General features: G+C 61.8%; 30 protein-coding genes. 21 read left to right on the top strand and 9 right to left on the bottom strand.

Going from position 1 to position 24,048, the window contains the following annotated elements; translation table 11 throughout:
* Nucleotides 1-131: 131 nt before the first annotated feature.
* Both NKJ35_RS05250 and NKJ35_RS05255 read left to right on the top strand, forming a co-directional pair.
* Nucleotides 132-680 carry a 2'-5' RNA ligase family protein gene (locus NKJ35_RS05250; protein ID WP_352645444.1) on the top strand — a complete coding sequence of 183 codons (549 nt, stop codon included), beginning with the start codon at nucleotides 132-134 and terminating at the stop codon, nucleotides 678-680.
* A 201-nt stretch (nucleotides 681-881) separates the two neighbouring features.
* The gene (locus tag NKJ35_RS05255) at nucleotides 882-1,235 is read left to right on the top strand and encodes a SnoaL-like domain-containing protein (RefSeq protein ID WP_352505266.1); all 354 of its coding nucleotides are present in this window, start codon (nucleotides 882-884) and stop codon (nucleotides 1,233-1,235) included.
* A 91-nt stretch (nucleotides 1,236-1,326) separates the two neighbouring features.
* On the opposite strand, the gene NKJ35_RS05260 is transcribed toward NKJ35_RS05255, so the two are convergent.
* Entirely contained in the window at nucleotides 1,327-1,806 is a 480-nt protein-coding gene (locus NKJ35_RS05260; protein ID WP_352645510.1) for an SRPBCC family protein, read from the bottom strand.
* Between the two features lie 2 nt (nucleotides 1,807-1,808).
* Nucleotides 1,809-2,159, bottom strand: coding sequence for an ArsR/SmtB family transcription factor (locus tag NKJ35_RS05265; RefSeq protein ID WP_254820403.1), 351 nt, complete (start codon nucleotides 2,157-2,159; stop codon nucleotides 1,809-1,811).
* Between the two features lie 174 nt (nucleotides 2,160-2,333).
* On the opposite strand from NKJ35_RS05265, the gene NKJ35_RS05270 reads away from it, so the two are divergent.
* The gene (locus NKJ35_RS05270; RefSeq protein ID WP_352645446.1) at nucleotides 2,334-2,687 is read left to right on the top strand and encodes an ArsC family reductase; all 354 of its coding nucleotides are present in this window, start codon (nucleotides 2,334-2,336) and stop codon (nucleotides 2,685-2,687) included.
* Nucleotides 2,688-2,749: 62 nt separating this feature from the next.
* Here the strand turns inward: NKJ35_RS05270 and NKJ35_RS05275 are convergent, their stop codons facing one another.
* The 3 genes from NKJ35_RS05275 to NKJ35_RS05285 form a co-directional block, all read right to left on the bottom strand.
* A complete protein-coding gene (locus NKJ35_RS05275) occupies nucleotides 2,750-3,115 on the bottom strand; it encodes a DUF488 domain-containing protein (RefSeq protein ID WP_352645448.1) in 366 nt (121 codons plus the stop codon).
* Between the two features lie 39 nt (nucleotides 3,116-3,154).
* Nucleotides 3,155-4,411: an aminopeptidase gene (locus tag NKJ35_RS05280; RefSeq protein ID WP_352645450.1), complete on the bottom strand. Its 1,257-nt coding sequence runs from the start codon at nucleotides 4,409-4,411 to the stop codon at nucleotides 3,155-3,157.
* An 81-nt stretch (nucleotides 4,412-4,492) separates the two neighbouring features.
* On the bottom strand, nucleotides 4,493-5,407 hold the full coding sequence (locus NKJ35_RS05285; protein WP_502904609.1) for a LysR substrate-binding domain-containing protein: 915 nt from the start codon (nucleotides 5,405-5,407) through the stop codon (nucleotides 4,493-4,495).
* Nucleotides 5,408-5,503: 96 nt separating this feature from the next.
* On the opposite strand from NKJ35_RS05285, the gene NKJ35_RS05290 reads away from it, so the two are divergent.
* From NKJ35_RS05290 to sbmA, 3 genes are all read left to right on the top strand, one after another.
* The gene (locus NKJ35_RS05290; protein WP_352645452.1) at nucleotides 5,504-5,722 is read left to right on the top strand and encodes a hypothetical protein; all 219 of its coding nucleotides are present in this window, start codon (nucleotides 5,504-5,506) and stop codon (nucleotides 5,720-5,722) included.
* Between the two features lie 105 nt (nucleotides 5,723-5,827).
* Nucleotides 5,828-6,982: a YbfB/YjiJ family MFS transporter gene (locus NKJ35_RS05295; RefSeq protein ID WP_352645454.1), complete on the top strand. Its 1,155-nt coding sequence runs from the start codon at nucleotides 5,828-5,830 to the stop codon at nucleotides 6,980-6,982.
* A gap of 115 nt (nucleotides 6,983-7,097) precedes the next feature.
* The gene (gene sbmA / locus NKJ35_RS05300) at nucleotides 7,098-8,375 is read left to right on the top strand and encodes a peptide antibiotic transporter SbmA (RefSeq protein ID WP_352645455.1); all 1,278 of its coding nucleotides are present in this window, start codon (nucleotides 7,098-7,100) and stop codon (nucleotides 8,373-8,375) included.
* A gap of 28 nt (nucleotides 8,376-8,403) precedes the next feature.
* Here the strand turns inward: sbmA and NKJ35_RS05305 are convergent, their stop codons facing one another.
* On the bottom strand, nucleotides 8,404-9,396 hold the full coding sequence (locus NKJ35_RS05305; protein WP_352645512.1) for a polysaccharide deacetylase family protein: 993 nt from the start codon (nucleotides 9,394-9,396) through the stop codon (nucleotides 8,404-8,406).
* Between the two features lie 205 nt (nucleotides 9,397-9,601).
* Here NKJ35_RS05305 and NKJ35_RS05310 point away from each other — a divergent pair, with 205 nt between their 5' ends.
* Both NKJ35_RS05310 and der read left to right on the top strand, forming a co-directional pair.
* A complete protein-coding gene (locus NKJ35_RS05310; RefSeq protein WP_352645457.1) occupies nucleotides 9,602-10,267 on the top strand; it encodes a tetratricopeptide repeat protein in 666 nt (221 codons plus the stop codon).
* 6 nt (nucleotides 10,268-10,273) lie between these two features.
* Entirely contained in the window at nucleotides 10,274-11,707 is a 1,434-nt protein-coding gene (gene der, locus NKJ35_RS05315) for a ribosome biogenesis GTPase Der (RefSeq protein WP_352645459.1), read from the top strand.
* A 14-nt stretch (nucleotides 11,708-11,721) separates the two neighbouring features.
* On the opposite strand, the gene NKJ35_RS05320 is transcribed toward der, so the two are convergent.
* On the bottom strand, nucleotides 11,722-11,895 hold the full coding sequence (locus NKJ35_RS05320) for a hypothetical protein (RefSeq protein ID WP_502904610.1): 174 nt from the start codon (nucleotides 11,893-11,895) through the stop codon (nucleotides 11,722-11,724).
* Between the two features lie 42 nt (nucleotides 11,896-11,937).
* Nucleotides 11,938-12,693: an SDR family NAD(P)-dependent oxidoreductase gene (locus tag NKJ35_RS05325; protein WP_352476622.1), complete on the bottom strand. Its 756-nt coding sequence runs from the start codon at nucleotides 12,691-12,693 to the stop codon at nucleotides 11,938-11,940.
* A gap of 188 nt (nucleotides 12,694-12,881) precedes the next feature.
* Here NKJ35_RS05325 and NKJ35_RS05330 point away from each other — a divergent pair, with 188 nt between their 5' ends.
* The 6 genes from NKJ35_RS05330 (at nucleotide 12,882) to NKJ35_RS05355 (ending at nucleotide 16,974) form a co-directional block, all read left to right on the top strand.
* Nucleotides 12,882-13,454, top strand: a complete 573-nt coding sequence (locus NKJ35_RS05330; protein ID WP_352645461.1) for a L,D-transpeptidase — start codon at nucleotides 12,882-12,884, stop codon at nucleotides 13,452-13,454.
* 199 nt (nucleotides 13,455-13,653) lie between these two features.
* Nucleotides 13,654-13,788 carry an ABC transporter gene (locus NKJ35_RS05335; RefSeq protein ID WP_254820414.1) on the top strand — a complete coding sequence of 45 codons (135 nt, stop codon included), beginning with the start codon at nucleotides 13,654-13,656 and terminating at the stop codon, nucleotides 13,786-13,788.
* A 148-nt stretch (nucleotides 13,789-13,936) separates the two neighbouring features.
* Nucleotides 13,937-14,509, top strand: coding sequence for a hypothetical protein (locus tag NKJ35_RS05340; RefSeq protein WP_254820425.1), 573 nt, complete (start codon nucleotides 13,937-13,939; stop codon nucleotides 14,507-14,509).
* A 200-nt stretch (nucleotides 14,510-14,709) separates the two neighbouring features.
* The gene (locus NKJ35_RS05345) at nucleotides 14,710-15,297 is read left to right on the top strand and encodes a protein-S-isoprenylcysteine O-methyltransferase (RefSeq protein ID WP_352645514.1); all 588 of its coding nucleotides are present in this window, start codon (nucleotides 14,710-14,712) and stop codon (nucleotides 15,295-15,297) included.
* 10 nt (nucleotides 15,298-15,307) lie between these two features.
* Nucleotides 15,308-16,087 carry a hypothetical protein gene (locus tag NKJ35_RS05350; RefSeq protein WP_352645516.1) on the top strand — a complete coding sequence of 260 codons (780 nt, stop codon included), beginning with the start codon at nucleotides 15,308-15,310 and terminating at the stop codon, nucleotides 16,085-16,087.
* The gene (locus NKJ35_RS05355; protein ID WP_502904613.1) at nucleotides 16,087-16,974 is read left to right on the top strand and encodes an SDR family NAD(P)-dependent oxidoreductase; all 888 of its coding nucleotides are present in this window, start codon (nucleotides 16,087-16,089) and stop codon (nucleotides 16,972-16,974) included. Before NKJ35_RS05350 ends, NKJ35_RS05355 begins: the two co-directional genes overlap by 1 nt.
* 368 nt (nucleotides 16,975-17,342) lie before the next feature.
* Here the strand turns inward: NKJ35_RS05355 and NKJ35_RS05360 are convergent, their stop codons facing one another.
* On the bottom strand, nucleotides 17,343-18,260 hold the full coding sequence (locus NKJ35_RS05360) for a LysR substrate-binding domain-containing protein (RefSeq protein WP_352645465.1): 918 nt from the start codon (nucleotides 18,258-18,260) through the stop codon (nucleotides 17,343-17,345).
* A 121-nt stretch (nucleotides 18,261-18,381) separates the two neighbouring features.
* Between NKJ35_RS05360 and NKJ35_RS05365 the strand changes: the two genes are divergently transcribed.
* The 7 genes from NKJ35_RS05365 to NKJ35_RS05395 all read left to right on the top strand — a co-directional run bounded on the left by NKJ35_RS05365 (nucleotide 18,382) and on the right by NKJ35_RS05395 (nucleotide 23,933).
* Complete coding sequence (locus NKJ35_RS05365) at nucleotides 18,382-19,701, top strand: MFS transporter (protein WP_352645467.1); 1,320 nt, start codon at nucleotides 18,382-18,384, stop codon at nucleotides 19,699-19,701.
* Between the two features lie 107 nt (nucleotides 19,702-19,808).
* On the top strand, nucleotides 19,809-20,993 hold the full coding sequence (locus NKJ35_RS05370) for a cell wall hydrolase (RefSeq protein ID WP_352645469.1): 1,185 nt from the start codon (nucleotides 19,809-19,811) through the stop codon (nucleotides 20,991-20,993).
* 254 nt (nucleotides 20,994-21,247) lie between these two features.
* Entirely contained in the window at nucleotides 21,248-21,646 is a 399-nt protein-coding gene (locus NKJ35_RS05375) for an AtpZ/AtpI family protein (protein WP_254820419.1), read from the top strand.
* A gap of 70 nt (nucleotides 21,647-21,716) precedes the next feature.
* On the top strand, nucleotides 21,717-22,475 hold the full coding sequence (locus NKJ35_RS05380) for a F0F1 ATP synthase subunit A (protein ID WP_352645472.1): 759 nt from the start codon (nucleotides 21,717-21,719) through the stop codon (nucleotides 22,473-22,475).
* 68 nt (nucleotides 22,476-22,543) lie between these two features.
* Nucleotides 22,544-22,768, top strand: coding sequence for a F0F1 ATP synthase subunit C (locus NKJ35_RS05385; protein WP_254820421.1), 225 nt, complete (start codon nucleotides 22,544-22,546; stop codon nucleotides 22,766-22,768).
* An 81-nt stretch (nucleotides 22,769-22,849) separates the two neighbouring features.
* On the top strand, nucleotides 22,850-23,431 hold the full coding sequence (locus tag NKJ35_RS05390; protein WP_352645474.1) for a F0F1 ATP synthase subunit B: 582 nt from the start codon (nucleotides 22,850-22,852) through the stop codon (nucleotides 23,429-23,431).
* 10 nt (nucleotides 23,432-23,441) lie between these two features.
* Nucleotides 23,442-23,933, top strand: coding sequence for a F0F1 ATP synthase subunit B (locus tag NKJ35_RS05395; RefSeq protein WP_023674071.1), 492 nt, complete (start codon nucleotides 23,442-23,444; stop codon nucleotides 23,931-23,933).
* Nucleotides 23,934-24,048 lie beyond the last annotated feature (115 nt).

The following is a 24,048-nucleotide window of genomic DNA, read 5'->3' on the forward strand; positions in this document are numbered from 1 at the left end:
CTCGACCGCTGAAATCGCGGGTGTTGGCGCGGAAAGCATTCAGCCCCCGTTGCGTTTCCACTTGACGAGTTCTTTGTTTGTTCTGATTTTCTCGGTCGGATACAATTTGCCGGACGAGAGATCAATCAATTATGAGTGGGCAACCTGCATTCGGAACCGCGAACAACGGCCAGACCTTTTTCCGATGGGAGGGGTCCAAGCGGCATTTCGACGACCGGATATTCTTCGCCATTTTGGCTGAGAGCGCGGTCGCTGGTCCCCTGGCGCGAAAGGCTATCGCCTTGAATCGAGAGTTAGGGCTGCAAGGCTGGTTTGTTCCGGAAAGCCACATCCATATCTCGCTCGTCGGCCTCGGTGACCATGATGGGTATCCGGAAAAGCTGGTTGAAATCGCTCGGCATATCGGCTCGATGATCGTTGCAAAACCGTTCGATGTTTCTTTCGATCGCCTGACGGCTTTTGGTGGTGGTTCGCTGGTTGTGCGCAACGGTGACAGCAATCCAGCGCTCCAAGAATTCTGGCGCAATCTCACCGCTCTGATTTCCGACAGCCCGCTAAAGCTCTTTCTCACGAAGTCCATTGAACCGCATGTTACGCTGCTTCGTGACGAAGTCCGTGCCCCAGGATTCGCGAACGGTCGATTGATCCAATTGGCTGGACAGTCCGGGATTTTGTGCTGATCCACAGTGTAATCGGCAAGGGGATTTACCGCGAGAGCGCACGTTGGCAATTGAACGGCCAAGACGATGCCTTGGCCGGGATGTAGAGCCCCCGCACGATATTCATCATCCTGACATGGCATGTCAGCTGTCTCGGGATTGACGATGGCAGGCCAGCACGCGACCCGCTACTTCCAATGCGTCTTAACAGGAGGAACCCCCATGACGATCACGGAAATTGCCAAGGATTTCACCGAGCTCCTCAAGCAGGGCGATCACCAAGGTGCTGCTGAGAAGTACAATGCCGATGACGTCGCCAGCTACGAAGCCATGGAGGGGCCGATGGCCGTCTCCCGTGGCAAGGAAGCTCTGAAGCAAAAGAACCAGTGGTGGCAAGAGAACAACGAAGTGCATGGCGGTTCGGTCGAGGGCCCATATGTCAACGGCGACCAGTTCGCAGTGCGCTTCAAGTTTGACATAACGCCCAAAGCTACCGGCGAACGTGCCACCATAGATGAGGTTGGTCTGTACACGGTCAAGAACGGCAAGATCACCGAAGAGCGGTTCTACTATTGATGCCGGAAATACCACCGGCTTCCGGGAGCCGCTGCAAGGTTGAACAATAAGCATGGCGGCCGGGAGGATGACCTGGCCGTCTTCGAGAAGCTCAGATCGTTTTGACATAGCCCGCCAACTGATCCGCCACCGTGCCCCAGCCGTCGTAGAAGCCCATCTCCTCGTGGCTGTTACGCGTGGCTTCGTCGCGGTGGATGGCGGTCGCGGTGTAGCGCGTCGCCTCGCCCCCCGATTGCAGCGATATGACGGCTGTAATGAACGGGTCGCCTGACGGCCGGTAGCCTGGCAGCAGCGCATCGGTCCACACCAGCCGCTCGTCCTGGACGATCTCGAGGTAGCAGCAACGCCTGTCGTTGACCTCCTTCCCGTCGGGCGACTGCATGCGGGTGCGGAACAGGCCGCCGGGCCGCAGGTCGATCTCGCAATCGGTGATGATCCACGGCTTCGGCGTGAACCATTGGCGGACATGCTCGGGCTTCGTCAAGGCCATCCACAGCAGTTCGCGCGGCGCCTCGATCGACCGTTCGAGCACGAGGTCGAGCTTCGGATCGGGTTGGAACAACGGAGCCATGTTCATCTGTCTTTCTCCTTGAGTTTCAGCACGTAGTCGTCGAACTGGTCGAGACGGCGCTCCCACAGCGCCCGCTGCTCGGCCAGCCAGTTTTCCGCGAGCTTCAGCGGCTCCGGCGCGAGCCGGTAGGTCCTGACGCGGCCTGCCTTCTCCGAATGCACCAGCCCGCAGCCTTCCAAAACCCTGAGATGCTCGATGAAGGATGGCAGGGCCATCTCGAACGGCTGGGCAAGCTCGCTGACCGAGGCGGGGCTTCGGTTCAGTCGCTCGACCACGCGTCGCCGGGTCGGATCGGCGAGCGCCCGGAAAATGCCGTCGACGGGCGGGGGGCTTTCGGTCTGCAGGCTCGTCATAGTCGTTTCCTTGCCTCGGCCATTCCGCGTGACCAGAGTTGGCTTAGAAACACTTAGGGAAATTCCTTACTATTGGCAAGGGCGAAAATCATGGATGGCCGGCAAGCCGCTGGAAAACTGAGAGGTGCGGTTTTAGGGTGCAGTCAGATTCGACCGGTCCGAGGATCCCTTTTTTTGACGATCACCATGTATGGCATCACCAATTGCGATACGATCAAGAAGGCCCGTTCCTGGCTGGCGAGCCATGATGTTGCCTATCGCTTTCATGACTACAGGGTCGACGGGCTGGATGCGGATCGGCTGAACGGCTGGTCAGGCAAAGTCGGCTGGGAAATTCTGCTCAACAAGGCGAGCACGACGTTTCGCGAACTGTCGGAGGAGGACAGGATGGGCCTGGATGAAAGGAAGGCCAACGCGCTGATGCTGGCAAAGCCGACGATGATCAAGCGTCCGGTGCTGGAACTTGGCGATAGGATTCTCGTCGGGTTCAAGCCCGATATTTATCAGCAGGCGGTTGGCGGGAAGTAGAACCGACCGACCGCGATCCGTCGCGCGCCCCCTCTGTCCTGCCGGCATGCATATCGATCGTATCAGACGCTTGAGGTTTTCCCACGCAAATAGCTCGCCAGCGCGACCGCGTTATTATGGGCCTCGTCATGCGCGCCGTAGAGCAGCGTCACCTTGCCCTCACGGAGCAAGGCGCGCAGTTCCGCCACCGCCTCGCCGTTCCGGTCGAGCTCATCGCTGTATCGCCGCTGGAACTCCGCCCAGCGCGCCGGCTCATGGCCAAACCATTTGCGCAACGCGTCGCTTGGCGCGATGTCCCTCAGCCATAGCGTCAGCGCCGCGTCCTGCTTGGCGATGCCGCGCGGCCATATGCGGTCCACCAGCACCCGCTGCCCGTCATAGGGCGCCGGCGGCTCATAGATGCGCTTGACCGCGAGTTCCATTGCCAACCCCGCATGCGTCACAGGCGCGGCTGCGTGCTGGCGCTCTTAAACCCACTCGCCCTTGCGCATCACCGGCACGCGGCTGCTGTCCTTGTGGACGCCGTCTATATCGATCTTGTCCGAGCCAATCATCCAGTCGATGTGGATAAAACTCTTGTTGCCGCCGCGCGCCGCGATCTCGTCCTGGCTGAGCGAGGCGCCGTCGACAAAGCACTTCGAGTAGCACTGGCCAAGCGCGATGTGGCAGGCGGCGTTCTCGTCGAACAGCGTGTTGAAAAACAGCAGCCCGCTCTTGGCGATCGGCGAGGAATGCGGCACCAGCGCCACCTCGCCGAGACGGCGCGAGCCTTCGTCCGTATCGAGCACCTTCTGCAGCACATCCTCACCCTTCGAGGCCTTGGCCTCGACGATGCGGCCCGCCTCGAAACGCACCGCAATGCCGTCGATCAGCGTGCCCTGGTAGGACAGAGGCTTTGTACTCGTGACATGACCTTCGACGCGCCTTGCATGCGGCGTGGTGAAAACCTCCTCGGTAGGGATGTTCGGGTTGCAGGTGATGCCGTTCTTGGCGGTCGAAGCGCCGCCCATCCACTCGTGGCCGTCGGCCAGCCCGACGGTCAGGTCGGTGCCGGGACCAGTGAAATGCAGCGCGTGGAAATTGTGGCCGTTCAGCCATTCGGTGCGGCTCTTCAACGCCGCATTGTGCGCCGTCCAGTTGCCGATCGGGTCTTCGACGTCCACCCGCGAGGCGGCAAAGATCGCGTCGGCGAGCTTGGCTACGGCGACGTCTTCGGCATCGTCCGGGAAAACCTGCTTGGCCCATGCCTGATCAGGATAAGCCACAATGTTCCAGTTGATGTCGAAGCCGGTGATCTTCTCCAGCGCCGGCTGATAGGCCATCGAATTCGCCTTGTTGGCACGCGCCACCTTTGCCGGGTCCTGAGAAGAAAGCAGCGAGGGATCCTCGCCGCGCACGGCAAGCCTCGCCGCATTGTTGGCGAAGGCTTTTGCCATGCCTTCATAGAGCCAGCCGGCGGCGCGGTCGAAACCGGCGTCGGCGCCGTAGCGGAAGCGCGCGAGAGTGATCTCGTCGTCGTTGAAGATCGGCGTCACCAGGCCGGCACCTGCCTTGTAGGCGTGCTCGACGATCCGCCGCGTCAGAGGCAGCGCGGCGATAGACGAGGTCAGCACCAGATCCTGACCCGGCTGCAATTGCAGCCCGACCTTGACGGCGACCTCCGCCAGCCTGTCGAGCTTCACCGGGTCGATGGTTGCGGAAACGCCGCGCGAATGTGTGGTCATGATCCTGCCTGCCGTGATTGGGGACTGTGTCTTACATAGACCGGCGCTACCGACCTTTCCACTCCGATCACGCCGGCAGGTCTAGCTGACGCTCTCGAGCGACCTGAACTGCGCCATCGTCGCCTCGATCTCTTCGCGCACCCAGATCTTGAAATCCCTGACCTTGCGGCTTTCGCCCTTGCTGGCCGAAGTCACCAGCCAATAGCCGAGCCCGCTCTGGGCGCGTATGCCGAACGGCGCAACGAGACGGCCGTCGGCCAGCGCGTCGGCGGCCAGCAATTGCCAGCCGAGCATGACGCCGTGACCGGCAATCGCCGATTCCAGGCACAGCATCGGATCTGTGAAGCGCGCGCCTTTCATGAAGGTGACCGGCTCCACCCCGGCCGCTTCGAACCAGCTCTCCCAATTGATCATCGATCTTTCGTCTGTGATCGCACAGGTCAAAGCAAGGTCCTCGATCGATTTCAGCTTGCTGGCGATCACCGGTGCACAGACCGGAAACACCTCTTGCGCCAGCAGCAATTCGGCCCGCCCGCCCGGCCATTTGCCGTCGCCGAGCCGAATGGCGACGTCGATGTCCGAACGATCGAGATCGGCAAGCCGCACCGAGGCATCGATGCGCAGGAGCACGTTCGGATGCCGGGCAAAATGCCGCGACAGCCGCGGCAGCAGCCATTTCGAGGCGAACGCCGGCGCCACCGAAACCACCAGCGTGCACTCCGAGCTTTCATCGGCAAGCGCTACCGCCTGTGCAAGTTCGCGAAACCCGGCGCTGAGCCGCGCGGTAAAGACGGTGCCGAATTCGGTCGCCACCAGGCCAGCTGGCGTTCGTTCGAACAGCGCCCGGCCGAGCTGCTTTTCTGTCCGGTTGATCTGCTGGCTGACGGCGCTGACCGAAACATTGAGCTCGGCGGCCGCCGCCGCGAGCGAGCCCAGGCGCGCGACGGCTTCGACGGCGCGCAAGCCGTTGAGATGGACGCGGTTCAAAGTAGCCATACAGTTTTTCTAAACTCGGACGGCTGAAATCTCAATTGCCAGACACTGCAGGATGCCGGATTCTAAGGGCGCTACTCAGAGTGACGAGGCAATCTGATGAAGATTTTGTCATGGCTCGGCGCCTTTTCCCCGATCGGAACGCAGCCACACCGGCATGACAGCGAGGCCATCAGCTGGGTGACCGATCCGCTGTCGCACCCGGTGCTCGACACCATGTCGGAGCGCGAACTCGCCGACATGCCGTTCAGGCTGACCGCGCGTCGTACCCGCTACGAGACGGCCTTGACGAGGACCTGCTGCGGCAGAGTCTCCTGAACGAAGCACCTCAGGCGAGCCAGCCGCCGACGCGGCTGCGCAACCCCTTCTGGCCCAACAAAAGGCGGATTGTCTCGCGAGCAGGCGCACTTATTGTGCACCGCGATGAACATCGCTTCGCCCTTGCGCCTGGCAATCGCCGGCATGATCGCTCTGGCCGTCGCCATGGGCATCGGTCGTTTCGTTTATACGCCGATCCTGCCTGGCATGATGGACGAGCTCGGCCTGTCGCCGGCTGATGCCGGCTGGATCGCATCGGCCAATTATCTCGGCTACCTCGTCGGCGCGCTTGCCGCCACCGGCGGCTGGGCGCAAGGCCGCGAGCGCCAGCTGATGCTGGCCGGCCTTGCCGCCACTGCGATACTCGCCGGGCTGATGGGCCTGACCGGCACGATGGCCGCCTTCCTCCTCATACGCTTCCTTGCCGGCCTCGCCAGTGCGTTCGTGCTGGTCTTCATGACCAGCATCGTTTTCGGTCATCTCGCCGCGACGGGGCGAAACGACCTGCAGGCGCTGTATTTCGGCGGTGTCGGCCTCGGCATCGCGGCATCTTCGGCGCTGTTGGCGCTGCTCGTTACCAAACATGCCGGCTGGGCGGCGGGCTGGCTGTGGTCGGCGGCGATTTCGGCCTGCGGCGTTGCCGCCGTCGCCTTGCTGGCCGGCGGCACCTCGGCCGCGAACAGCATCACCGGGAGCGAGCCGGCATTGCCGAAGCACCGGTCGCTGGTGAAGATCATCGTCGCCTACGGCCTTTTCGGCTTCGGCTACATCGTCACGGCAACGTTCCTGGTCGCCATTGTCCGGCAAGGCGGCGGTGGCCGGGTCTTCGAGGCCGTGGTTTGGATGGTCACCGGCCTTGCCGGGTTCCCCTCGGTCTGGCTGTGGCAGAAGCTTACGGCCAGGATCGGACTCTATGCCACCTACGCCCTGGGGTGCCTCGTCGAAGTGGTCGGCGTCAGCGCCAGCGTCGGCGTGGGCGGGCGCATCGGGCCGCTGCTCGGCGGCCTGCTCGTCGGCGGCACCTTCATCGCCATCACCGCGCTTGGCCTGCAGGCCGGACGGCAGCTTGCCCCGCAGGCACCACGCCGGATGCTGGCGGTGATGACGGCCGCCTTCGGCCTTGGCCAGATCATCGGCCCGATCGTCGCCGGGCTGCTCGCGCAGGCCTCGGGTAACTTTTTCCTTGCCTCGATCGTGGCCGCCGCCGTGCTGCTGGCCTCGGGCGCGATCGCCTGGTCGGCTGCGCCAAAATCGCCATGATTATGGTCTTGCTCGGCGCCGGGCGTCGGGCACGGGCATTTTCTTTCCCACTAATGTGTGACCTTATGCCCGCTGAACCCCGCTGATTTGCGCATCGACCGAGGATTTCCCCGCAGTGTTCGTATCCTTCTTCCCGCAGCCGAAGCTCTTCTTCTCTTCGGTAGCCGTCTGGAGCCTCGCGGCCGTTCTGTTCTGGTTTTTTGGAGGAGAGCAACTTGGCGCAGTGTTTGGACTGCCCCCGATGGCCGCTGGCGTCGACAAGATCATTGGCGTGTCGCTCTTTTGGTCGAAGCCATTTCTCTGGTTCTACATATATTTTGCGGCTGTCGTCCTCATTTTCTACGGCTTTTGGGCCTGGTACCGACCTCATCCATGGCGGAATTGGTCGATCCTTGGCACCTCACTGATCCTCTTTGTGATCTATTACCAGGTTCAGGTAAATGTCGCCTTCAATGACTGGTATGGCCCTTTTTATGACCTTATCCAGAAGGCTTTAGGCACACCGTACTCTACGACGCCGTGGGACTTCTATATCCAACTGCTGACAATTATGTGGATTGCGCTTCTGGCTGTGACAGTTGGCGCCCTCAACCGGTTTTTTGTAAGTCATTGGATATTTCGTTGGCGTACCGCAATGAATGAATACTACATGACCAACTGGGAAAGATTGAGGCGCATCGAAGGTGCATCCCAGCGTGTTCAAGAGGACACGATGCGTTTCTCCAGCACGATGGAGGATCTGGGCGTAAGTTTAGTCGGGTCCATCATGACACTGATAGCGTTCCTTCCGGTGCTGCTGCATCTCTCTCAGAACGTCACGGAACTGCCGATTATAGGCACGGTGCCTTACTCCCTGGTCGTTGTGGCAATCCTTTGGTCGCTCTTCGGGACTACTTTCTTGGCAGTGGTAGGAATCAAGCTACCGGGTCTCGAGTTCCGCACCCAACGTGTCGAAGCAGCCTACCGAAAGGAATTAGTCTATGGTGAGGACGATGCAGATCGCGCGCAACCGCCAACTGTCGCTGACCTTTTTAGAAGTGTAAGAAGCATCTATTTTCGTAAATACTTTCATTACTTATATTTTAACGTTGCTAGAATATTCTATCTCCAAATTGACAATATATTTCCATACATCGTTCTTGTTCCTACGATGGTCGCGGGGAAAATCAAGCTCGGCGCTCTGAACCAGATTCTCAACTCCTTTGAGCAGGTCCGATCTTCATTTCAGTATCTGGTGAATGCCTGGCCGACGATCGTGGAACTAATCTCGATCTACAAACGCCTGCGCGCCTTCGAGGCGACGCTCGAGGGCGAGCCACTGCCCGAAATCGACCAGCGCTATCTGGAGCGTGAGCAAGCCGGCTTGCGCCCTGAAGATCAGCCGGTGAGCTAACGGGTAGCGGGCGGCGATCCACTTGGGCTCAGCCGCCCACCGCCGCCTGTCTTTCGCCTCGCCGCGAGACGTAGTCGCGAAAACTGATGCACTCGACATCGGACCTAGTGCAGACCTCGCCGGCAAAGCGCTCCAGCGCGTTCCAGTAGGCGCCATCGTTCATCAGCGTGAAGTGGAAGCCGAGCTCCAGCGGAATGCGCTTGCCCTGGTATTGCGCATCGAAGGCGGCGCGGAACGCGTGATAGGTCCGGTCAGCGAACTCTTCTGCCATGCTCGGCCGCTCGAAGCCGCCGGAATGCCTGACATAGAGATTGTAATCCATGGCGATCACCCGCCTTGAGCTCGGCCCTTCCGGGATCTGCGGCAGCGAAAAGCGCGTGATGCCGTTGACGGTCGGCGGCTCGACCGGCCCACGCGAAACGCCGCTTGCGTCGAGCAGGAAGCCGGCCGCGGGCAGCGCCTCGTAAAGCGCCCTGTTTGCCGACAGGTAGGGCGCGCGAAACCCGACCACTGCCCTGCCTGCGAAATCGCGCCAACCCTTTGGTTCGGGTGCAATGCCGTTGATCGAATAGGCGTTTTGGAGAATATGCTTGAACGAGCCGAACTCGCTCAGCCAGTCGGCCTTGCTCCAGTCCTTGCCATCGAAATGACCGCAGCCATGGCTGCCGATGTCGTGGCCTTCCCTGGCGGCGAGGTTGATCTGCTCGAGCCGCTCGGCAATTTCCTGTTTGGAGGCGGCAAAGCCGATATTCGATTTGCCGGCCGTTTTGCCTGGCGCGGTGTATTCCTTGCGCGTCTCGGGTGACAGCAGGAACACGCAGGAGACAAAATACGTGAAATGCGCACCGGTGCGCGCGGCCAGCGCCCGGCTGCGCTGCCACTGCGAAATATCGCGGGCGCTGTCGAACGAAATGATGACCGTCTGCTTCGGTTTTGCCGGCGCCGCCGGCGGGTCGGCAAAAGCCGCGCCGGTAGCAAGCGCGGCAATCGAAAACGCAACAACGCGGGACAAACGGGGCAAAGGCATCTGACCGGATCAAGGAATGTAGAAGCACCGCCTACCGGCGAAATATGGCACGGATACGATCGACCTGCGCGGCCGCCGGTGGCGGCGACTGCCTCGTGAATGGGCGATTTTCCTGCGGAACCCCTTCCATGCCGGCAAAATTTCGCTAAAACGCGGGCTCATCAACCGCCCCGGCCGGGGGCATGAATGGTTTTGATCCATGTCGGACGACAGTTTTATCCGCGAAGTCAACGAAGAGATTCGTCGCGACCAGGCGCATGCGCTGTGGGACCGTTTCGGTCCCGCCTTGCTCGTGCTGGCCGTGCTGGTGGTGTTGGGCACCGCTGCCGTCGTCGGCTACCGCTATTGGGACGAGACCCGCGCCAACCGCTCGGGCGATGCTTTTTCGCAGGCGCTGAAGCTTGCCAATGAGGGCAAGAACGACGAGGCGCTTGTCGCTCTGGAGGCGCTGGAAAAGGACGGTTACGGCGCCTATCCGCTTCTCGCCCGTATGCGCGCGGCAACCGTCAAGGCGGACAAGGGCGACGTCGATGCTGCCGTCAAGGACTTCGACGAGGTCGCCGCCGACACCAAGATCCCTTCCGGCATTCGCGACATGGCGCGGCTCAGGGCTGCGCTGCTGCTGGTCGACCATGGCTCTTTCGCCGATGTCTCCAGCCGCGTCGAGTCGCTCACCGCCGACACCAACACGCTGCGCCATACGGCGCGCGAGGCGCTTGGCCTTGCCGCCTGGAAAGAAGGCAAGGCGGCGGATGCATTGAAGCTGTTCGACCAGATCGCCGCGGACGACGGCGCCCCGCGCAACACGCGCGAGCGGGCGACGTTGATGTCCGAGCTGATCCGCGGCTCGGGCGGCGTGTCGTAACAACGGATGACCTTCAAAGTCGCCATCATCGGCCGGCCTAACGTCGGCAAATCGACCCTTTTCAATCGGCTGGTGGGAAGGAAGCTAGCGCTTGTCGACGACACGCCTGGCGTCACCCGCGATCGACGCGTCCATGCCGCCAAGCTCTACGATCTGCATTTCGACGTTATCGACACCGCCGGCTTCGAAGATGCTGCTGCTTCGACGCTGCCCGGCCGCATGCGCGCCCAGACCGAGATCGCTATCCGCGAAGCCGACCTGATCTTTTTCACGATCGATGCCAAGTCCGGGCTGATGCCCGACGACAAGACCTTCGCCGAGATCGTGCGCAAATCCGGCAAGCCGGTTGTCGTCGTCGCCAACAAGGCCGAGGCGCGCGGCGCCCAGGGCGGCATGCTGGAGGCATGGGAACTCGGCCTTGGCGAGCCGATCCCGGTCTCGGCCGAACATGGCCAGGGCCTGCCCGATTTGCGCGATGCGGTGATCGCCGCACTGGGCGAGGCGCGCGCCTTCGGCGAGGACGAAGAGGCCGGCGAGGAGGAGATCGCCGCCAGCGAGGTGCTGATCGGCGAAGACATCACCGACCCGGACGCCGAGCCGAGCTATGACGATACCAAGCCGATGCGCATCGCCGTAGTCGGCCGTCCCAACGCCGGCAAGTCGACGCTGATCAACGCGCTGATCGGCGAGGAGCGGCTGCTGACCGGCCCTGAGGCCGGCATCACTCGCGATTCCATCTCGGTCGACTGGGACTGGCATGGCCGCCGGCTAAAACTGTTCGATACCGCCGGTATGCGCCGCAAGGCCAGGATCCACGAAAAGCTCGAGGTGATGTCGGTGCAGGACGGCTTGCGCGCCATCCGCTTTGCCGAGATCGTCATCATCGTGCTCGACGCGACTATTCCCTTCGAGAAGCAGGATCTGCAGATCGCCGATCTGATCATCCGCGAGGGCCGTGCCCCGGTAATCGCCTTCAACAAATGGGACCTTGTCGATCATCCCCAGGAGCTGCTGGCCGAGCTGCGCGAAAAAACCGAGCGGCTTCTTCCCCAGGCGCGCGGCATGCAGGCGGTGCCGGTGTCAGCCGAGACCGGCCGTGGCCTCGACAAGCTGATGGATGCTGTCATCAAGACGCATCGAGTGTGGAACAGCCGCGTCTCGACCGGCAAGCTCAACCGCTGGCTGGAGGGCATCCTGGCGCATCATCCGCCACCCGCCGTCGCCGGACGCCGGCTGAAGATCAAATATGTAACGCAGGCCAAGACGCGCCCGCCGGGCTTCGTCGTCTCCTGCTCACGGCCAGACGCGATGCCGCAATCCTATGTCCGCTATCTTTCGAACAGCCTGCGCGAGGCTTTCGACATGCCTGGCGTGCCGATCCGCATCGCCTTGCGCACCTCGGACAATCCTTTCGCCAGCAAGGCAAAGAAGCGCCGCTGAACGCCGCTTCTCCTTTACGCCACGTTGCGCAAGACAGCCGTCGATTGCGTCTCCGGCAACGCTTCCAGCGCCGCCTGCAGCAGGATGTCGCCAAGCCGCGCCGCTATCGGGTCCGGCTCGGCCTCCTTGCGATGCAGGAACAGCGCCATCTTGGGCAAGGCGGGCAGCCCGGCGATCTCCGGCGTCATCGCCCTGACGCTGGCCGGCGCGAGTGGGGGCCGCCTCTGCACCTAATGGGCGGTGTAAGCTCCATCCACCAGATGGTAGCTGCCAGTGATAAAGCTGGCCTGGTCGGACAAGAGGAAGCATACAAGAGCCGCTACCTCTTCCGGTTTCCCGCGCCTGCCCATCGGCTGAAGACCTGCCATGCGCCGGCTGGCTAATGCCTCCATTTGCTCCGATAAAAGAGGCGTTTCGATCCAGCCGGGGCCGACGACATTGATCCGGATGCCCATCCTCGCATATTCAATCGCCGCAACCTTGGTTAATCCAACGACCCCGTGTTTCGCTGCCGTGTAAGCGGACGCAGTTGGCAAGCCGACGGAACCGAGAACGGAGGACATGTTCACGATGGCGCCTCCGCCTCGATCCAGCATCGCGGCGATTTCGTACTTCATGCTGTAGAAAACGCCATTTAGATTGACGTTTATCAGCTTGTGCCAGTTGTCGAGCGGATAGTCTGCCGTGGCTTTTCGAATGCCGTCGATACCTGCATTGTTTACCGCCATATCCAGTCCGCCACATTTCTGGACAGTGAACTCGATCAGCTTTTCCACGGCTGCCGCATCCGTGACATCTACCGCAAAGTCGTAGGCCCTGCCGCCTTGCGAGCTTATTTCGGCGGCTCTGCAGTGCGCGGCCTCGGCATCAAGGTCGGCGACAACAATCTCGGCTCCTTCTTGCGCGAGTTGCCGTGAAACAGCCGCCCCTATTCCGGAGCCTGCGCCGGTCACAATCGCGACTTTACCATGGAAGTCAGGCTTCATCGTCTCTGTCCTATGCCAATTTTGACATAACCGAACAGAGGCAGACGGTTATCGCAAGAAGTTTCGCTCCAATTCGCTTGTCAATCCTGTGAATTCATTTTGCCACCACACAGCGAGACTTGGCGCGCAGGCCTTGGAATGGTAGAGACGAGGGCGGCGGTAGATGACCAGTTTCCTAGCAGGTACAAATGGAAGAACACCACATTGCGCGCCGGGGGCTCGTGCTGGGTAGTCTGGCTCTGATGGTCTCCGGATGTACGTCGATTTCATCCGCGTTTGGACCAAGGCTTGGCCTGAATCCTCGTTACCGACGGCAGCATCTGCGGTACGACGGAAACGAGCCGGCCGGAACGATCGTCGTCGATACTTCGCAACGTTTTCTCTATGCCGTCGAGACGGACGGGTGGGCGACGCGCTACGGCGTCGGCGTCGGCGAGCAGGGACTTTCGTTCAAGGGTACAGCGACCGTCGGCCGCAAGGCGGACTGGCCGTCGTGGACACCCACCGCCAGCATGATGCAGCGCAAGCCGCGCCTGGTGAAGTATGCAGGGGGGGTCCCTGGCGGACCAAACAACCCGCTTGGTGCGCGTGCCCTTTATCTCTATCAAGACGGGCGCGACACCCACTTCCGGATACATGGTACAAACGAGCCATGGACGATAGGCACAGCGGTATCGAACGGGTGCATCCGTATGATAAATGACGACGTCATTGACCTCTACGACCGTACTCCGTTGGGCACGACGGTGGTGGTTGTTTGATGGTGGGCAGGCCTGATCTCCGTTGGATGGTGAACCCTGCCAGCACGTCACCGCAAAGGTGCCGCCGGCAACTGGGTGCCAACTGTGTCATTTCTGCACTAGGCGTTGGTGTAGATCGCAGCTAACTTGGTGGGGCTGCATATCGTTTTAGTTGTGGCGATTCTATAGGCTATTCCGCCCCCGGGGAAAGGATTGCTTGATGAACAGGATATTGGTTGCAATGGTTGCTGTGCTCGCCGTTGCCAGCCTGAGCGGCTGCGCGAACGACTGGATCGGCAAAGGAAAGGGTAAGGCTCCGGCACCCGCTCCGGTAGAGGAACCAGTGATTAAGTAAGGACCGGCTTGTATGGGGAAGGGGTGCCAAGCCCTTCCCCATACATACGCAGCCGGGGCTTTGGCCGGCTTCATAGCGTACGGCGCGGTTGGCGGGCATAGGCCGTTATTAGGTCTGTGCATTGTGAAGTTCGGGAATGGACGCGGCGATGACGCTTGTAAGTAGCCGTCTCTTGCTTGTGGCGTTGGTGGCCCTCCCGGCAGCGGCATGTCAGACGAAAGACCTGCCGCCCCAGCCGAATTTCGTATCTTATGCCGATGGCGGAGCTGCGCCTAAAAAAAACGACGAGCGGTACTTCATCGAGTTCCGCTCCCGCTACGCCCTAAGCTACGGCCACACCTACGCAGTTTTTGGGCGCCTGGACCGGGCCGGGAGAATGATCGATCCCCAAGTCGCGGGCCTTCACCCGGCTTCGAACAGTGCGGTTCCCTATGTTCTGGGCCATATCGTGCCGGTGCCAGCCGAAACCGGGTGGAGCGACGGTGATCTGGAAGAACCATACAGATCCGCAAGCTGGCGAATCATATTGACCCGGGCCGAATACGACAAAGTCGTTGCCTACATCCGCAAGCTGCAGGCGAGCTCGCATGTCTGGCAGGCGACGGTCTTGAACTGCAACGGCTTCGTGGCGGACATCGCTCATTCCATGGGATATAAGACTCCCGCCATTCAGCTCCGGCCGCAACAATTCATAACCGAGCTTCGGGAGATGAATACATAACCAAGATTCGAGGGATGAATGGGACCGAATGCGATCGGTACTGCCCCTCCGGCTTTCGCGTGTGCGGACTAACTCGGAGAGGATCGCTGCGCCTGAAGGTCGGCCGGTGACGAAATCGAGGCGATGGGTGAAGTGGCCATACTCAGGGGCAGCTGCTACAGTCGCGATCGCAGAAAGGGCGCTGGTGACCTGAAGTGACCATTGCTTTAGCCTCACTTGGCGAGATCATATGGGTGATCGGCATCGTCGCTTGGTACGTGATCCGGTATCCCTTCGAGCGCCGGGCAAGGCGCGTGCGAATAGTAGCTGGCGGCCGCTCAAGTTCCGACACCGTCGGGCTTGCATCGGCTCTCTTTGGCCTGGCGATCCTGCCTGGCTTCTATGTCGCCACCGGCATCCCCGCAGCGGCTGATCATCCGGCCAGCGTGTGGTCGGTGGCGCTCGGAACCATCATCTTCTGCTCGGCGCTGTGGATTTTTCGCTTATCCCACAAGGAACTTGGCCGTAACTGGTCGATTACGCTCGAGATTCGCGAACGGCATGAACTGGTCAGCGCCGGGCCATATGCCTTGGTCCGTCACCCTATGTACACCTCTTTCCTGCTTATGGGGCTCGGCCAGCTCTTTCTGCTGCCGAACTGGGTTGCGGGCATATCGGGTTTGGTTGGTTTCGCAGTCCTTTTCCTGCTGAGAGTGGATAAGGAAGAGCGTATGATGCTGGAGAATTTAGGCTCGCAATACCGTGTCTATATGGAAAGGACCAAGCGAATATTCCCTTATCTTTATTAGAGGTCGTTTTATGCGAGGCCGAGCCCTCAAGCTTTCCGCGCCCCGGCGCCTTGTTGGCGACCTGATGAGGTTTTCGATCGGCGTGCCACGGGTCGCGGTGCAGCGTCAGATGAATCTCGGCCCACTCGTAAGGGCTAGAATGGCGCAGCAGACCAGGCCCTCGTGGACCGCGATCTTCCTGAAAGGGTATGCGCTTCTTGCCCTAGAGATCCCGGAGTTGCGGCGCGCCTATGTCAAGTTGCCCTGGCCGCAGCTTTACGAGTATCCGGCAAGCGTAGCCTCGATTGCCCACGAGCGCGAGTATGATGGCGAGCCGGCCGTTCTGCTGAGCTGCATCAAATGCCCGGAGCGCTACTCCATCACGGAACTTGAGCGATCCATCCACGCGGCTCGATCACGGCCGATCCAGGAGGTCCCGGAGTTTCGGCGTGCCTTGCGGATGGCAGGTGCGCCCGCGCCAGTCAGGTGGCTGCTTATGTGGCTAGGGTTGAACATCGCCCGGCAAAGGGCAAATTACTTCGGTACCTTCCAACTGTCCGTCTATTCTGGTCTCGGCGCGGAATCACTCAATCCGCTGACACCACTGACCACCCTTCTAAACTACGGTCCGATCGGCAAAGACGGATCGGTGAATGTCCGCATCCACTACGATCACCGGGTCATGGATGGAGCGAACGTCGCACGAGCACTGGAGAGATTCGAAAAGATTCTGAACGGCACTGTCGCCAATGAAGTGGTGCTGCTCGGTCAAGGTGTTTCCGCTCCTGCAAGACAGAGGAACGCGACGTGATTTCGCACTGTGAATTCCGGCCAGCTATCGTCGTGATTGGCGGCTCGGGTGGAATTGGCCGGGCGATTGCGAGCGTCGCTGCAAGGGAGCGCGGTGCGGTTGTGCTGGTTGCCCGCTCGCCTGACGGTTTGGCCGCCGCGGCGTCTGAGGTTAGGGAGGCGGGCGGCGAGGCATTCACGCTCGAGTTGGATCTCGTGGCAGGCGATGCGCCAACGCGCCTGGAGGGCTTTCTGTCCGCACACGGCCTGGTCTGTGATGTCCTGGTCAACAGCGCCGGCTATGGCCTGCGGGGCGCGACGACGGCGCTGCCTGTTGATGGTCAACTCGGCATCATCGATCTCAATATACGTTCCCTCACAGAACTGACCCTTCACTTTCTGCCGGGAATGGTGGCGCGCCGACGGGGCGGGGTGCTCAATCTCAGTTCCGTGGCCGGGTTCGTTCCCGGGCCTTATATGGCTCTGTACTTCGCTAGCAAAGCTTTCGTGCGCTTCTTCTCAGAGGCGCTTCACCAGGAATTGCGCCGAACCGGTGTGACGGTCACATGCGTTGCACCAGGCCCGGTGTCCACGGAGTTTCTCGCAAGATCAGGCGCCAATCAGACGGTGCTCTTCAACATCTTGCCCAAGGTGGATCCGAAGTATGTGGCCGAACAGGCATGGCGAGCGTTCAAATCCGGTCGTCGCCTCGTCGTACCGGGAATCTCGGGTAAGTTGGCTGCCCTCGCGGCAGCGCTCCTGCCTTCCGCGGCGCTGCTGCCCCTGGTCGGCCGGCTGCAGCGCGGCGGCAATGATCAATGTCCTTGCGGTTCAGGTATGAAGTTCAAGAAATGCTGCGGTACCCGCCAGATTCAGCTACGCCGGGGCCCTCGGGGAATTATCCCCTGAACCGGACCAGCACGTCACCGATAAACCTCATTGGAACAAGAGACCGCTCGCCGATGACGGGCGTAAAGTAAGCATGTTGGTAGCATAGAGGCGAGGCTTTCGACATGCCCGGCGCGCCGATCCGCATCGCTTGCGCACCTCGGACACCTGTTCGCCGGCCGGGGGAGATTGGCCGTTCCCTCCGCTTTTAGCCAATCTCCGACGCCGAAAGACGGGTGGGACGGCGAAGCTGCTAATCTCCCCCTCGAGCGGCCCTCGAGGGGGAGATCTCCGGCAGGACAGAGGGGCGCGCGAGGGATCGCCAGCATTACTGCTTCTTCGACCGACTAAGTTATGGAGCGCGCTGCGGCCCTTTCGGCTCGTCTGCGCTAAGCCGCTTTCCTCAGACCATCCGCGTCGCCACTTCCCGGCAACGCTTCCAGCGCTGCCTGCAGCAGGATGTCGCCAAGCCGCGCCGCTATCGGGTCGGGCTCGGCCTCCTTGCGATGCAGGAACAGCGCCATCTTGGGCAAGGCGGGCAGCCCGGCGATCTCCGGCGTCATCGCCTTGACGCTGGCCGGCAGGCCGATATCGGTGCGGATCGTCAGTCCGAGCCCGGCGGCAACGGCTGCCCAGATGCCGCCAAGGCTCGGGCTGGAGAAGGCCATCCGCCATGCCAGGCCGGCGCGGTCCAGCGTTTCGGTCGCCACGCTGCGCAGCAGGCACGGCGCTTCGAGCGCCACCAGCGGCAACGGCTCGCCATCGCGCAGGCAGGTCTCGATCTGTTTTGCCGGGCCGATCCAGCGCATCTGGACGTCGGCGACATGCCGGCTGTAGGGCAGCGTCGCGCCATTGTGCCAGGCAAGCGCGATATCGAGGCTGCCCGAAATGATCCTTTCGGCAAGCTCATGGCTGCGTGCGATCCTGGCCTCGATCTTGACCTTGGGATGGGCGCGGGCGAAGCGCCCGAGCACCTCCGGCAGCACCGCCTCGCCGAAATCCTCCTGTAGCCCAAGCCGTACCCAACCCTCCAGCTCGACATCGTGGATGGCGGACGCGGCCTCGTCATTGAGCTCGATCAGCCGGCGCGCGTAGCCGAGCATGGTCTCGCCCGCGTCCGTCAGCGCCAGGCCACGCCCAGATTTGCGGAAGATCGGCGTCGCCGCCTGCTCCTCCAGCTTCTTTAATTGTGCACTGATTGCCGAGGTCGAGCGGCCGAGCCGGTCGGCGGCCTTGGCGAAGCTGCCCAGCTCCATGCCGGCAACGAAGCTGCGCAGAACGTCGAGATCGAATGTCACGCCTCGCATAGCAATAATCCTGATATTTGGGACATTACGTGAAAAACTTCCTGATATTCAGTACGAAGTTATGGCGGTAGAGACAGCGCGTCAAGAACCGAACGCAACCAGCCCATGCAGGAGCTGAACCATGTCCGCTGTCGCCACACGAGCAGATTGCAAACCGCGTCGCCCGGCCGCCGTTACCACCCTGTCAGAGGCGGCGGTGCTTCGACCCAATCATCGCTGGAAGGTGCTGGGCATCGGCGTCGCCGCCAACGCCTGCTTCTCCGCGACATTCTCCGGCATTCCGGCTACGGCGGTGTTCCTGCGCTCGGGCTATCATCTCTCCAATGGCGAGCTCGGTCTGGCGCTTGGCCTTCTCGGCTTGGGCGTGGCGCTGAGCGAGTTGCCGTGGGGGCTGCTGACCGATCGCTGGGGCGACCGCCGCGTGCTGCTGACCGGGCTCGGCGCAACCGCGGTGTGGCTGCTCGTCATGGCCGCGCTGGTCGTGCCGTCACCAGCCCAAATTCCCGGCGTCGCGCTTCTCGCCGCTGCCCTGCTGGTCACAGGATTGCTCGGCGGCAGCGTCAACGGCTCGAGCGGCCGCGCCATCATGGCCTGGTTTGGCGAAGGCGAGCGTGGCTTTGCCATGAGCATCAGGCAGACGGCGGTGCCGCTTGGCGGCGGGCTTGGCGCGCTGGTGCTGCCGTCGCTCGCTTCGGCCCATGGCTTCACGGCGGTCTTCGGATTTCTGGCGGCTGCATCCGCCGTCTCGACCTCACTCGCCTGGCGCTGGCTGCATCAGCCGCCGGCGCACGACGATGCCCATTCGAGCAGCGCGGCAAAGCCGGCCGGCCCCGCGCCGCTGCGCAACCCGGCCGTCTGGCGCATCGCGACAGCCATCGGCCTGCTGTGCTTCCCACAGGTGGCAGTGCTCACCTTTGCTTCCGTCTTCCTGCATGATTTTGCCGGCATGGGAACAGCCGTGATCAGCGCCAGCCTGGCTGCCGTGCAGGTCGGCGCCATGGTCATGCGCGTCTGGAGCGGCCGCTACACCGACCGTCACGGCAACCGCCGGTCGTTCCTGCGTCTGTGCAGCATGCTGAGCGTGGCCACCTTCACCGTGCTTGCGGCGCTCGTCTTGTTTTCGGGCCAATACTTGTCAGGCCAAGCGCCGATGCTGTCGCCGGCGATCGTTGCGATGCTCGTCGTGGCCGGCATCTGCGTCTCCTCCTGGCATGGCGTCGCCTACACCGAGCTTGCGACTCTGGCCGGCGCCAGCCAGGCCGGAACGGCGCTCGGCCTTGCCAACAGCCTGGTCTTCATTGCCTTCTTCCTGGTGCCGATCGCCATTCCCGGGCTTCTCGTGCTCTGCTCGTGGGCAGGCGTCTGGCTGGGTGCGGCTATTTGCGCGCTGATCGCCTGGCCGATCTTTCTTCCGCCAACGGACAGCCGCAAAAGCGCCTGACTTCGACACGAGATGGGAAAACAACGTTCTAAGCTGTTAACGCCCCATCAAGGTTAATGCATCATTGTAGCTCTCCAGTGGGGTCCGTTGCGTTTCTGGAGAGTTCCGTGCATCGACGTGTTTTGACGCGGCTTGTCGCCGCCGCCGGTGAGAAAAAGCGTTCCTTCCTGTCTCCGTTTATTATTGGCCTTGGCATCTGGATCGGCTTTCCGACGGTCGCTGCCTATCAGGACATGACAAGCCTGGTCTCCGGCCTGGAGGCGCCGAGCGTCCGCTGGAACGCCTATGTCGAGAAATCCGTCGCCGGCTCGGTTCACGCCGCCGAAATGCCCTTCCTCGATTCCAGCAGCACCGGCTCGCTGTCCGGCTCCGGCGTGCAACTGCCCGGCATCGGCGCCGTCTCGTTTCGCGGCAAGGGCGGCATCGCCGGCACCACGCCGGACGAAAACCGCATCACGCGTGCCGACAAGAAGGGCCGCATCATCCAGGTCTCGCCCGTCTCGCCGCCGAAGAACTTCAACGCCGGCTCGATCTTCGAGCGAACCTCCTCGCTGCTCCGCCCAAGCATGGACAGCGGCCTGAGGATGGCCTTCGCCAAGCCCGAGATCAAAGGCAAGGAAATCCAGATCGCCGCCTCCTTCCACACGCGTGTCGACAAGAAGCCGGATTCCGGCGTGCCGGCGATGCTTGCCGCGCTGGTCAACAACGATCATCCCGACGTGCTGGCGACCGCCTACGCCTCGTCGGCCCCCGATTACGCCAAGGCGTCGCCTTTCGAGGCCTTGCTGCAGGACGAGGACCCGAACGATGGCCGCTTCATTCCGCCGCTGAGCAAGGGCGATCATTCTTGGATGCAGACGCCGCTGCCGGCGAGCGTCTTTTCCAAACCGGAGCAGGCCTGTCTCGCCAACGGCATCTACTTCGAGGCGCGCGGCGAGTCCGTGCGCGGCCAGGCCGCCGTCGCCCAGGTCATCCTCAACCGTGTCCGCAACCCGGCCTATCCGAACTCGATCTGCGGCGTCGTCTACCAGAACGACAACTGGTTCAACCGCTGTCAGTTTTCCTTCGCCTGCGACGGCAGGAAGAAGCGGATCGACAACCCCGCTGCCTACAAGACCGCCCAGGATGTCGCCATGGCCGTCACAGCCGGCAAGATCTTCATTCCGGAAGTCGGCTCGTCGACCCATTATTACGCCAACTACGTCCATCCGGGCTGGGCGCGGACGATGCAGAAAATGACCAGGATCGGCCTGCATATCTTCTACCGCACCTATGGCGGCGGCTGGAGCTAAGCGCTCTGGCGGCCCTTGCATCTTTCCCGCGAGAGCGGCCGATGGAAGACGCCTCGCTGTGGGGATTCGGCCGCAGCCCGCCGGAGACCGCGTCGGGCACGATGTCGCACCCAGGCAAGTAGCTGATTCATAACGAAAAAATACTTGAGCTTGAAGATCCGCCCGTGGCTTGACGGGCGCGGACCCTCTAACTATGTTGCCGGCGACTTTAAGAAGCGGACGACGGTGACGGTCTGACCGGGCAGGGGGGTTGCGTGGCCGACAAGAATGGGCCAGACGGAACCGGCAAAACCGGCCGCGGCAAGCAGCATGAAGCCGACATCCGCGACGACGATCTTGAGCGCCGCCGGCGCGACCTTGAAGCATCGCTTGCGACAAGGCGGCCGGATCGGCTCGAGGGGAAAGACGACGCGAAAACGGGCAGTGTGGCCGGGTACGGCCAGGCGCTCAAGCTGTCCAGCGAGTTCATCGCCGGGATAGTGGTCGGTGCGGCTCTCGGCTGGTTTATCGATCGCGTGGCGGGGACATCGCCGTGGGGTCTGATAGTCGGGCTGCTGCTGGGTTTTGGCGCCGGCGTGCTCAATGTCCTGCGTTCAGCCGGGCTTGTGTCGGAATTCGGAACGGGCGACAAACCGCGCGATCCGAAAGAATGAATTGAGGCGCCGCATGCCGGCGCATTGAACAGAATGCTGAAGCCGCCTGCGGCTTTGATGGGGATTTAAAGTGGCTGCTGACAAGGTCGATCCGATCCACCAGTTCCAGATCCATCCGATCGTTCCGATTCACATCGGCGGCTACGACCTGTCTTTCACCAATTCGGCTCTGTTCATGCTTGCGACGGTCGCTGTCGCATCAGCGTTTCTCTACCTCAGCACGTCGAGCCGCAGCCTGGTTCCGGGCCGCCTTCAGTCGGTCTCGGAAATGGCCTATGAATTTGTCGGCAACATGCTGAGGGACGCCGCGGGCACGCAGGGCATGAAGTTCTTCCCGTTCGTGTTCTCGCTGTTCATGTTCGTGCTTGTCGCCAACCTGCTTGGCCTGTTCCCGTATTTCTTCACCGTCACCAGCCATATTATCGTCACCTTCGGCCTCGCCGCGCTGGTGATCGGAACGGTCGTCGTCTACGGCTTCATGAAGCACGGTCTCGGCTTCCTGAAGCTGTTCGTGCCGAAAGGCGTGCCCATCGTGATGATGTTGCTTGTCGTTCCGATCGAAGTGATTTCCTTCGTATCGCGCCCGGTCAGCCTCTCGGTTCGTCTGTTCGCCAACATGTTGGCCGGCCACATCACGCTGAAAGTGTTTTCGGGATTCGTCGTCAGCCTCAGCGCTCTCGGCACGCTTGGCATTGCGGGTTCGGTCCTGCCGCTGGCGATGGCCGTGGCTTTGACGGCTCTGGAGTTGCTCGTGGCGCTTTTGCAGGCCTACGTCTTCGCCGTGCTGACCTGCATGTATCTGAACGACGCCCTGCACCCTTCGCACTGATTTAGAGTTTCCGGCATTGCCGCCGGATGGAACCGCAACGGAATTTTAGATCCAAAGGAGTTGAACAAATGGACGCAGAAGCAGCAAAGTACATCGGCGCCGGCATCGCATGCCTCGGCATGGGCGGCGCGGGCGTTGGCCTCGGCAACATCTTCGGCAGCTATCTGGCGGGCGCGCTGCGCAACCCGTCGGCCGCCGACGGCCAGTTCGGCCGTCTGATTTTCGGCTTCGCCGTGACCGAAGCGCTGGGTATTTTCTCGCTTCTCATCGCGCTTCTCGCCCTGTTCGGCTGAATATTTGTTCGGCTGAACATTGGGAAGAATTGAACAGGCAGGCCGCGATCCTGCGGCGGGCCTGAATTTCGGGGATAGTCCATGTTCGTGACATCTGCCTTTGCGCAAGAGTCCGCGCCAGCCGCAGCGGAAGGCGACACGCACGCCGGCACCGGCGTGCCTGCCGAGGCGCACGGCACGTTCCCGCCATTCAATCCGGCAACGTACCCGTCACAGCTGCTGTGGCTGGCAATCACTTTCGGGCTGTTCTACCTCTTCTTGAAACGGGTAGTGATGCCGCGCGTTGGCGGCATCATCGACGTTCGCAACGACCGCATCACGCAGGATCTCGATCATGCTGCCCGGTTGAAAAGCGAGGCCGATGCCGCCGTTGCCGCCTATGAGCAGGAATTGGCGGAAGCCAAGGGCAAGGCCAATGCGATCGGCCAGCAGGCCAACGATGCGGCCAAGGCGGAAGCCGAAGCTGCCCGCAAGACGATCGAGGCAGCGCTTGACCAGAAGCTTGGCGAGGCCGAGGCGCGTATTTCTTCTATCAAGGCCAATGCGATGAAGGAAGTCGGCACGATCGCCGAGGACACCGCTTCGGCCATCGTCGAGGCGCTTGTCGGCGGCAAGGCCAGCAAGGCTGAAATCGCGGCTGCGGTCAAATCCGTGGCCGGGTGAGGAGCGCATCATGGACGCCACATCTCTCGCGACGCTTTGGGCAACGGTTGCCCTCGTAATCTTCCTCGGCATCGCCATCTACATCAAGGTGCCGGGCATGATCGCCAAGGCGCTCGATGCGCGGGCCGACAAGATCAGCTCCGAGCTCGAGGAGGCGCGCCGGTTGCGCGAAGAGGCACAGCAGCTGCTTGGCCAATACCAGCGCAAGCGCAAGGAAGCCGAGCAGGAGGCGGCGGCCATCGTTGCCGCCGCCAAGCGTGAAGCCGACATGCTTGCCGCCGAGGCGCACAAGAAGACCGAGGACTATGTCGCCCGGCGCACCGCCTTGGCCGAGCAGAAGATCGGCCAGGCCGAGCGCGAAGCGATCGGCGAAGTGCGTGCCAGCGCTGTCGACATTGCGGTCGAAGCCGCGCGCGCGCTGCTGGCCGGCAAGATCGACGCCAAGGCCGGCGCCGACCTGTTCAACGCCTCCCTGCAGGATTTGAAGTCGAAACTGAATTAAGCGACTTCGTCGAGAAATTCATCGAAAGCCGCCTGGGAAACCTGGCGGCTTTTTTGTTGGCGAAAGCGGCAGAACGCAAAATCCCCCCTTGAGGGGGAGATGTCGCCAAAGGCGA

The organism is Mesorhizobium sp. M0136, assembly GCF_040322515.1.
In the GTDB taxonomy this organism is placed as follows: domain Bacteria; phylum Pseudomonadota; class Alphaproteobacteria; order Rhizobiales; family Rhizobiaceae; genus Mesorhizobium.

Bases quoted from the DNA above. Each gene is read 5' to 3' on its own strand.
- NKJ35_RS05280 (WP_352645450.1), bottom strand. From the start codon at position 4,411: ATGACCACACATTCGCGCGGCGTTTCCGCAACCATCGACCCGGTGAAG.
- NKJ35_RS05335 (WP_254820414.1), top strand. From the start codon at position 13,654: ATGAACAGGATATTGGTTGCAATGGTTGCTGTGCTCGCCGTTGCCAGC.
- NKJ35_RS05395 (WP_023674071.1), top strand. From the start codon at position 23,442: ATGGACGCCACATCTCTCGCGACGCTTTGGGCAACGGTTGCCCTCGTA.
- NKJ35_RS05390 (WP_352645474.1), top strand. From the start codon at position 22,850: ATGTTCGTGACATCTGCCTTTGCGCAAGAGTCCGCGCCAGCCGCAGCG.
- NKJ35_RS05330 (WP_352645461.1), top strand. From the start codon at position 12,882: ATGGAAGAACACCACATTGCGCGCCGGGGGCTCGTGCTGGGTAGTCTG.
- NKJ35_RS05290 (WP_352645452.1), top strand. From the start codon at position 5,504: ATGAAGATTTTGTCATGGCTCGGCGCCTTTTCCCCGATCGGAACGCAG.
- NKJ35_RS05350 (WP_352645516.1), top strand. From the start codon at position 15,308: ATGCGAGGCCGAGCCCTCAAGCTTTCCGCGCCCCGGCGCCTTGTTGGC.
- NKJ35_RS05285 (WP_502904609.1), bottom strand. From the start codon at position 5,407: ATGGCTACTTTGAACCGCGTCCATCTCAACGGCTTGCGCGCCGTCGAA.
- der (WP_352645459.1), top strand. From the start codon at position 10,274: ATGACCTTCAAAGTCGCCATCATCGGCCGGCCTAACGTCGGCAAATCG.
- NKJ35_RS05360 (WP_352645465.1), bottom strand. From the start codon at position 18,260: ATGCGAGGCGTGACATTCGATCTCGACGTTCTGCGCAGCTTCGTTGCC.
- NKJ35_RS05340 (WP_254820425.1), top strand. From the start codon at position 13,937: ATGACGCTTGTAAGTAGCCGTCTCTTGCTTGTGGCGTTGGTGGCCCTC.
- NKJ35_RS05255 (WP_352505266.1), top strand. From the start codon at position 882: ATGACGATCACGGAAATTGCCAAGGATTTCACCGAGCTCCTCAAGCAG.
- NKJ35_RS05260 (WP_352645510.1), bottom strand. From the start codon at position 1,806: ATGGCTCCGTTGTTCCAACCCGATCCGAAGCTCGACCTCGTGCTCGAA.
- NKJ35_RS05365 (WP_352645467.1), top strand. From the start codon at position 18,382: ATGTCCGCTGTCGCCACACGAGCAGATTGCAAACCGCGTCGCCCGGCC.
- NKJ35_RS05265 (WP_254820403.1), bottom strand. From the start codon at position 2,159: ATGACGAGCCTGCAGACCGAAAGCCCCCCGCCCGTCGACGGCATTTTC.
- NKJ35_RS05310 (WP_352645457.1), top strand. From the start codon at position 9,602: ATGTCGGACGACAGTTTTATCCGCGAAGTCAACGAAGAGATTCGTCGC.
- NKJ35_RS05325 (WP_352476622.1), bottom strand. From the start codon at position 12,693: ATGAAGCCTGACTTCCATGGTAAAGTCGCGATTGTGACCGGCGCAGGC.
- NKJ35_RS05250 (WP_352645444.1), top strand. From the start codon at position 132: ATGAGTGGGCAACCTGCATTCGGAACCGCGAACAACGGCCAGACCTTT.
- NKJ35_RS05295 (WP_352645454.1), top strand. From the start codon at position 5,828: ATGAACATCGCTTCGCCCTTGCGCCTGGCAATCGCCGGCATGATCGCT.
- NKJ35_RS05320 (WP_502904610.1), bottom strand. From the start codon at position 11,895: ATGACGCCGGAGATCGCCGGGCTGCCCGCCTTGCCCAAGATGGCGCTG.
- NKJ35_RS05385 (WP_254820421.1), top strand. From the start codon at position 22,544: ATGGACGCAGAAGCAGCAAAGTACATCGGCGCCGGCATCGCATGCCTC.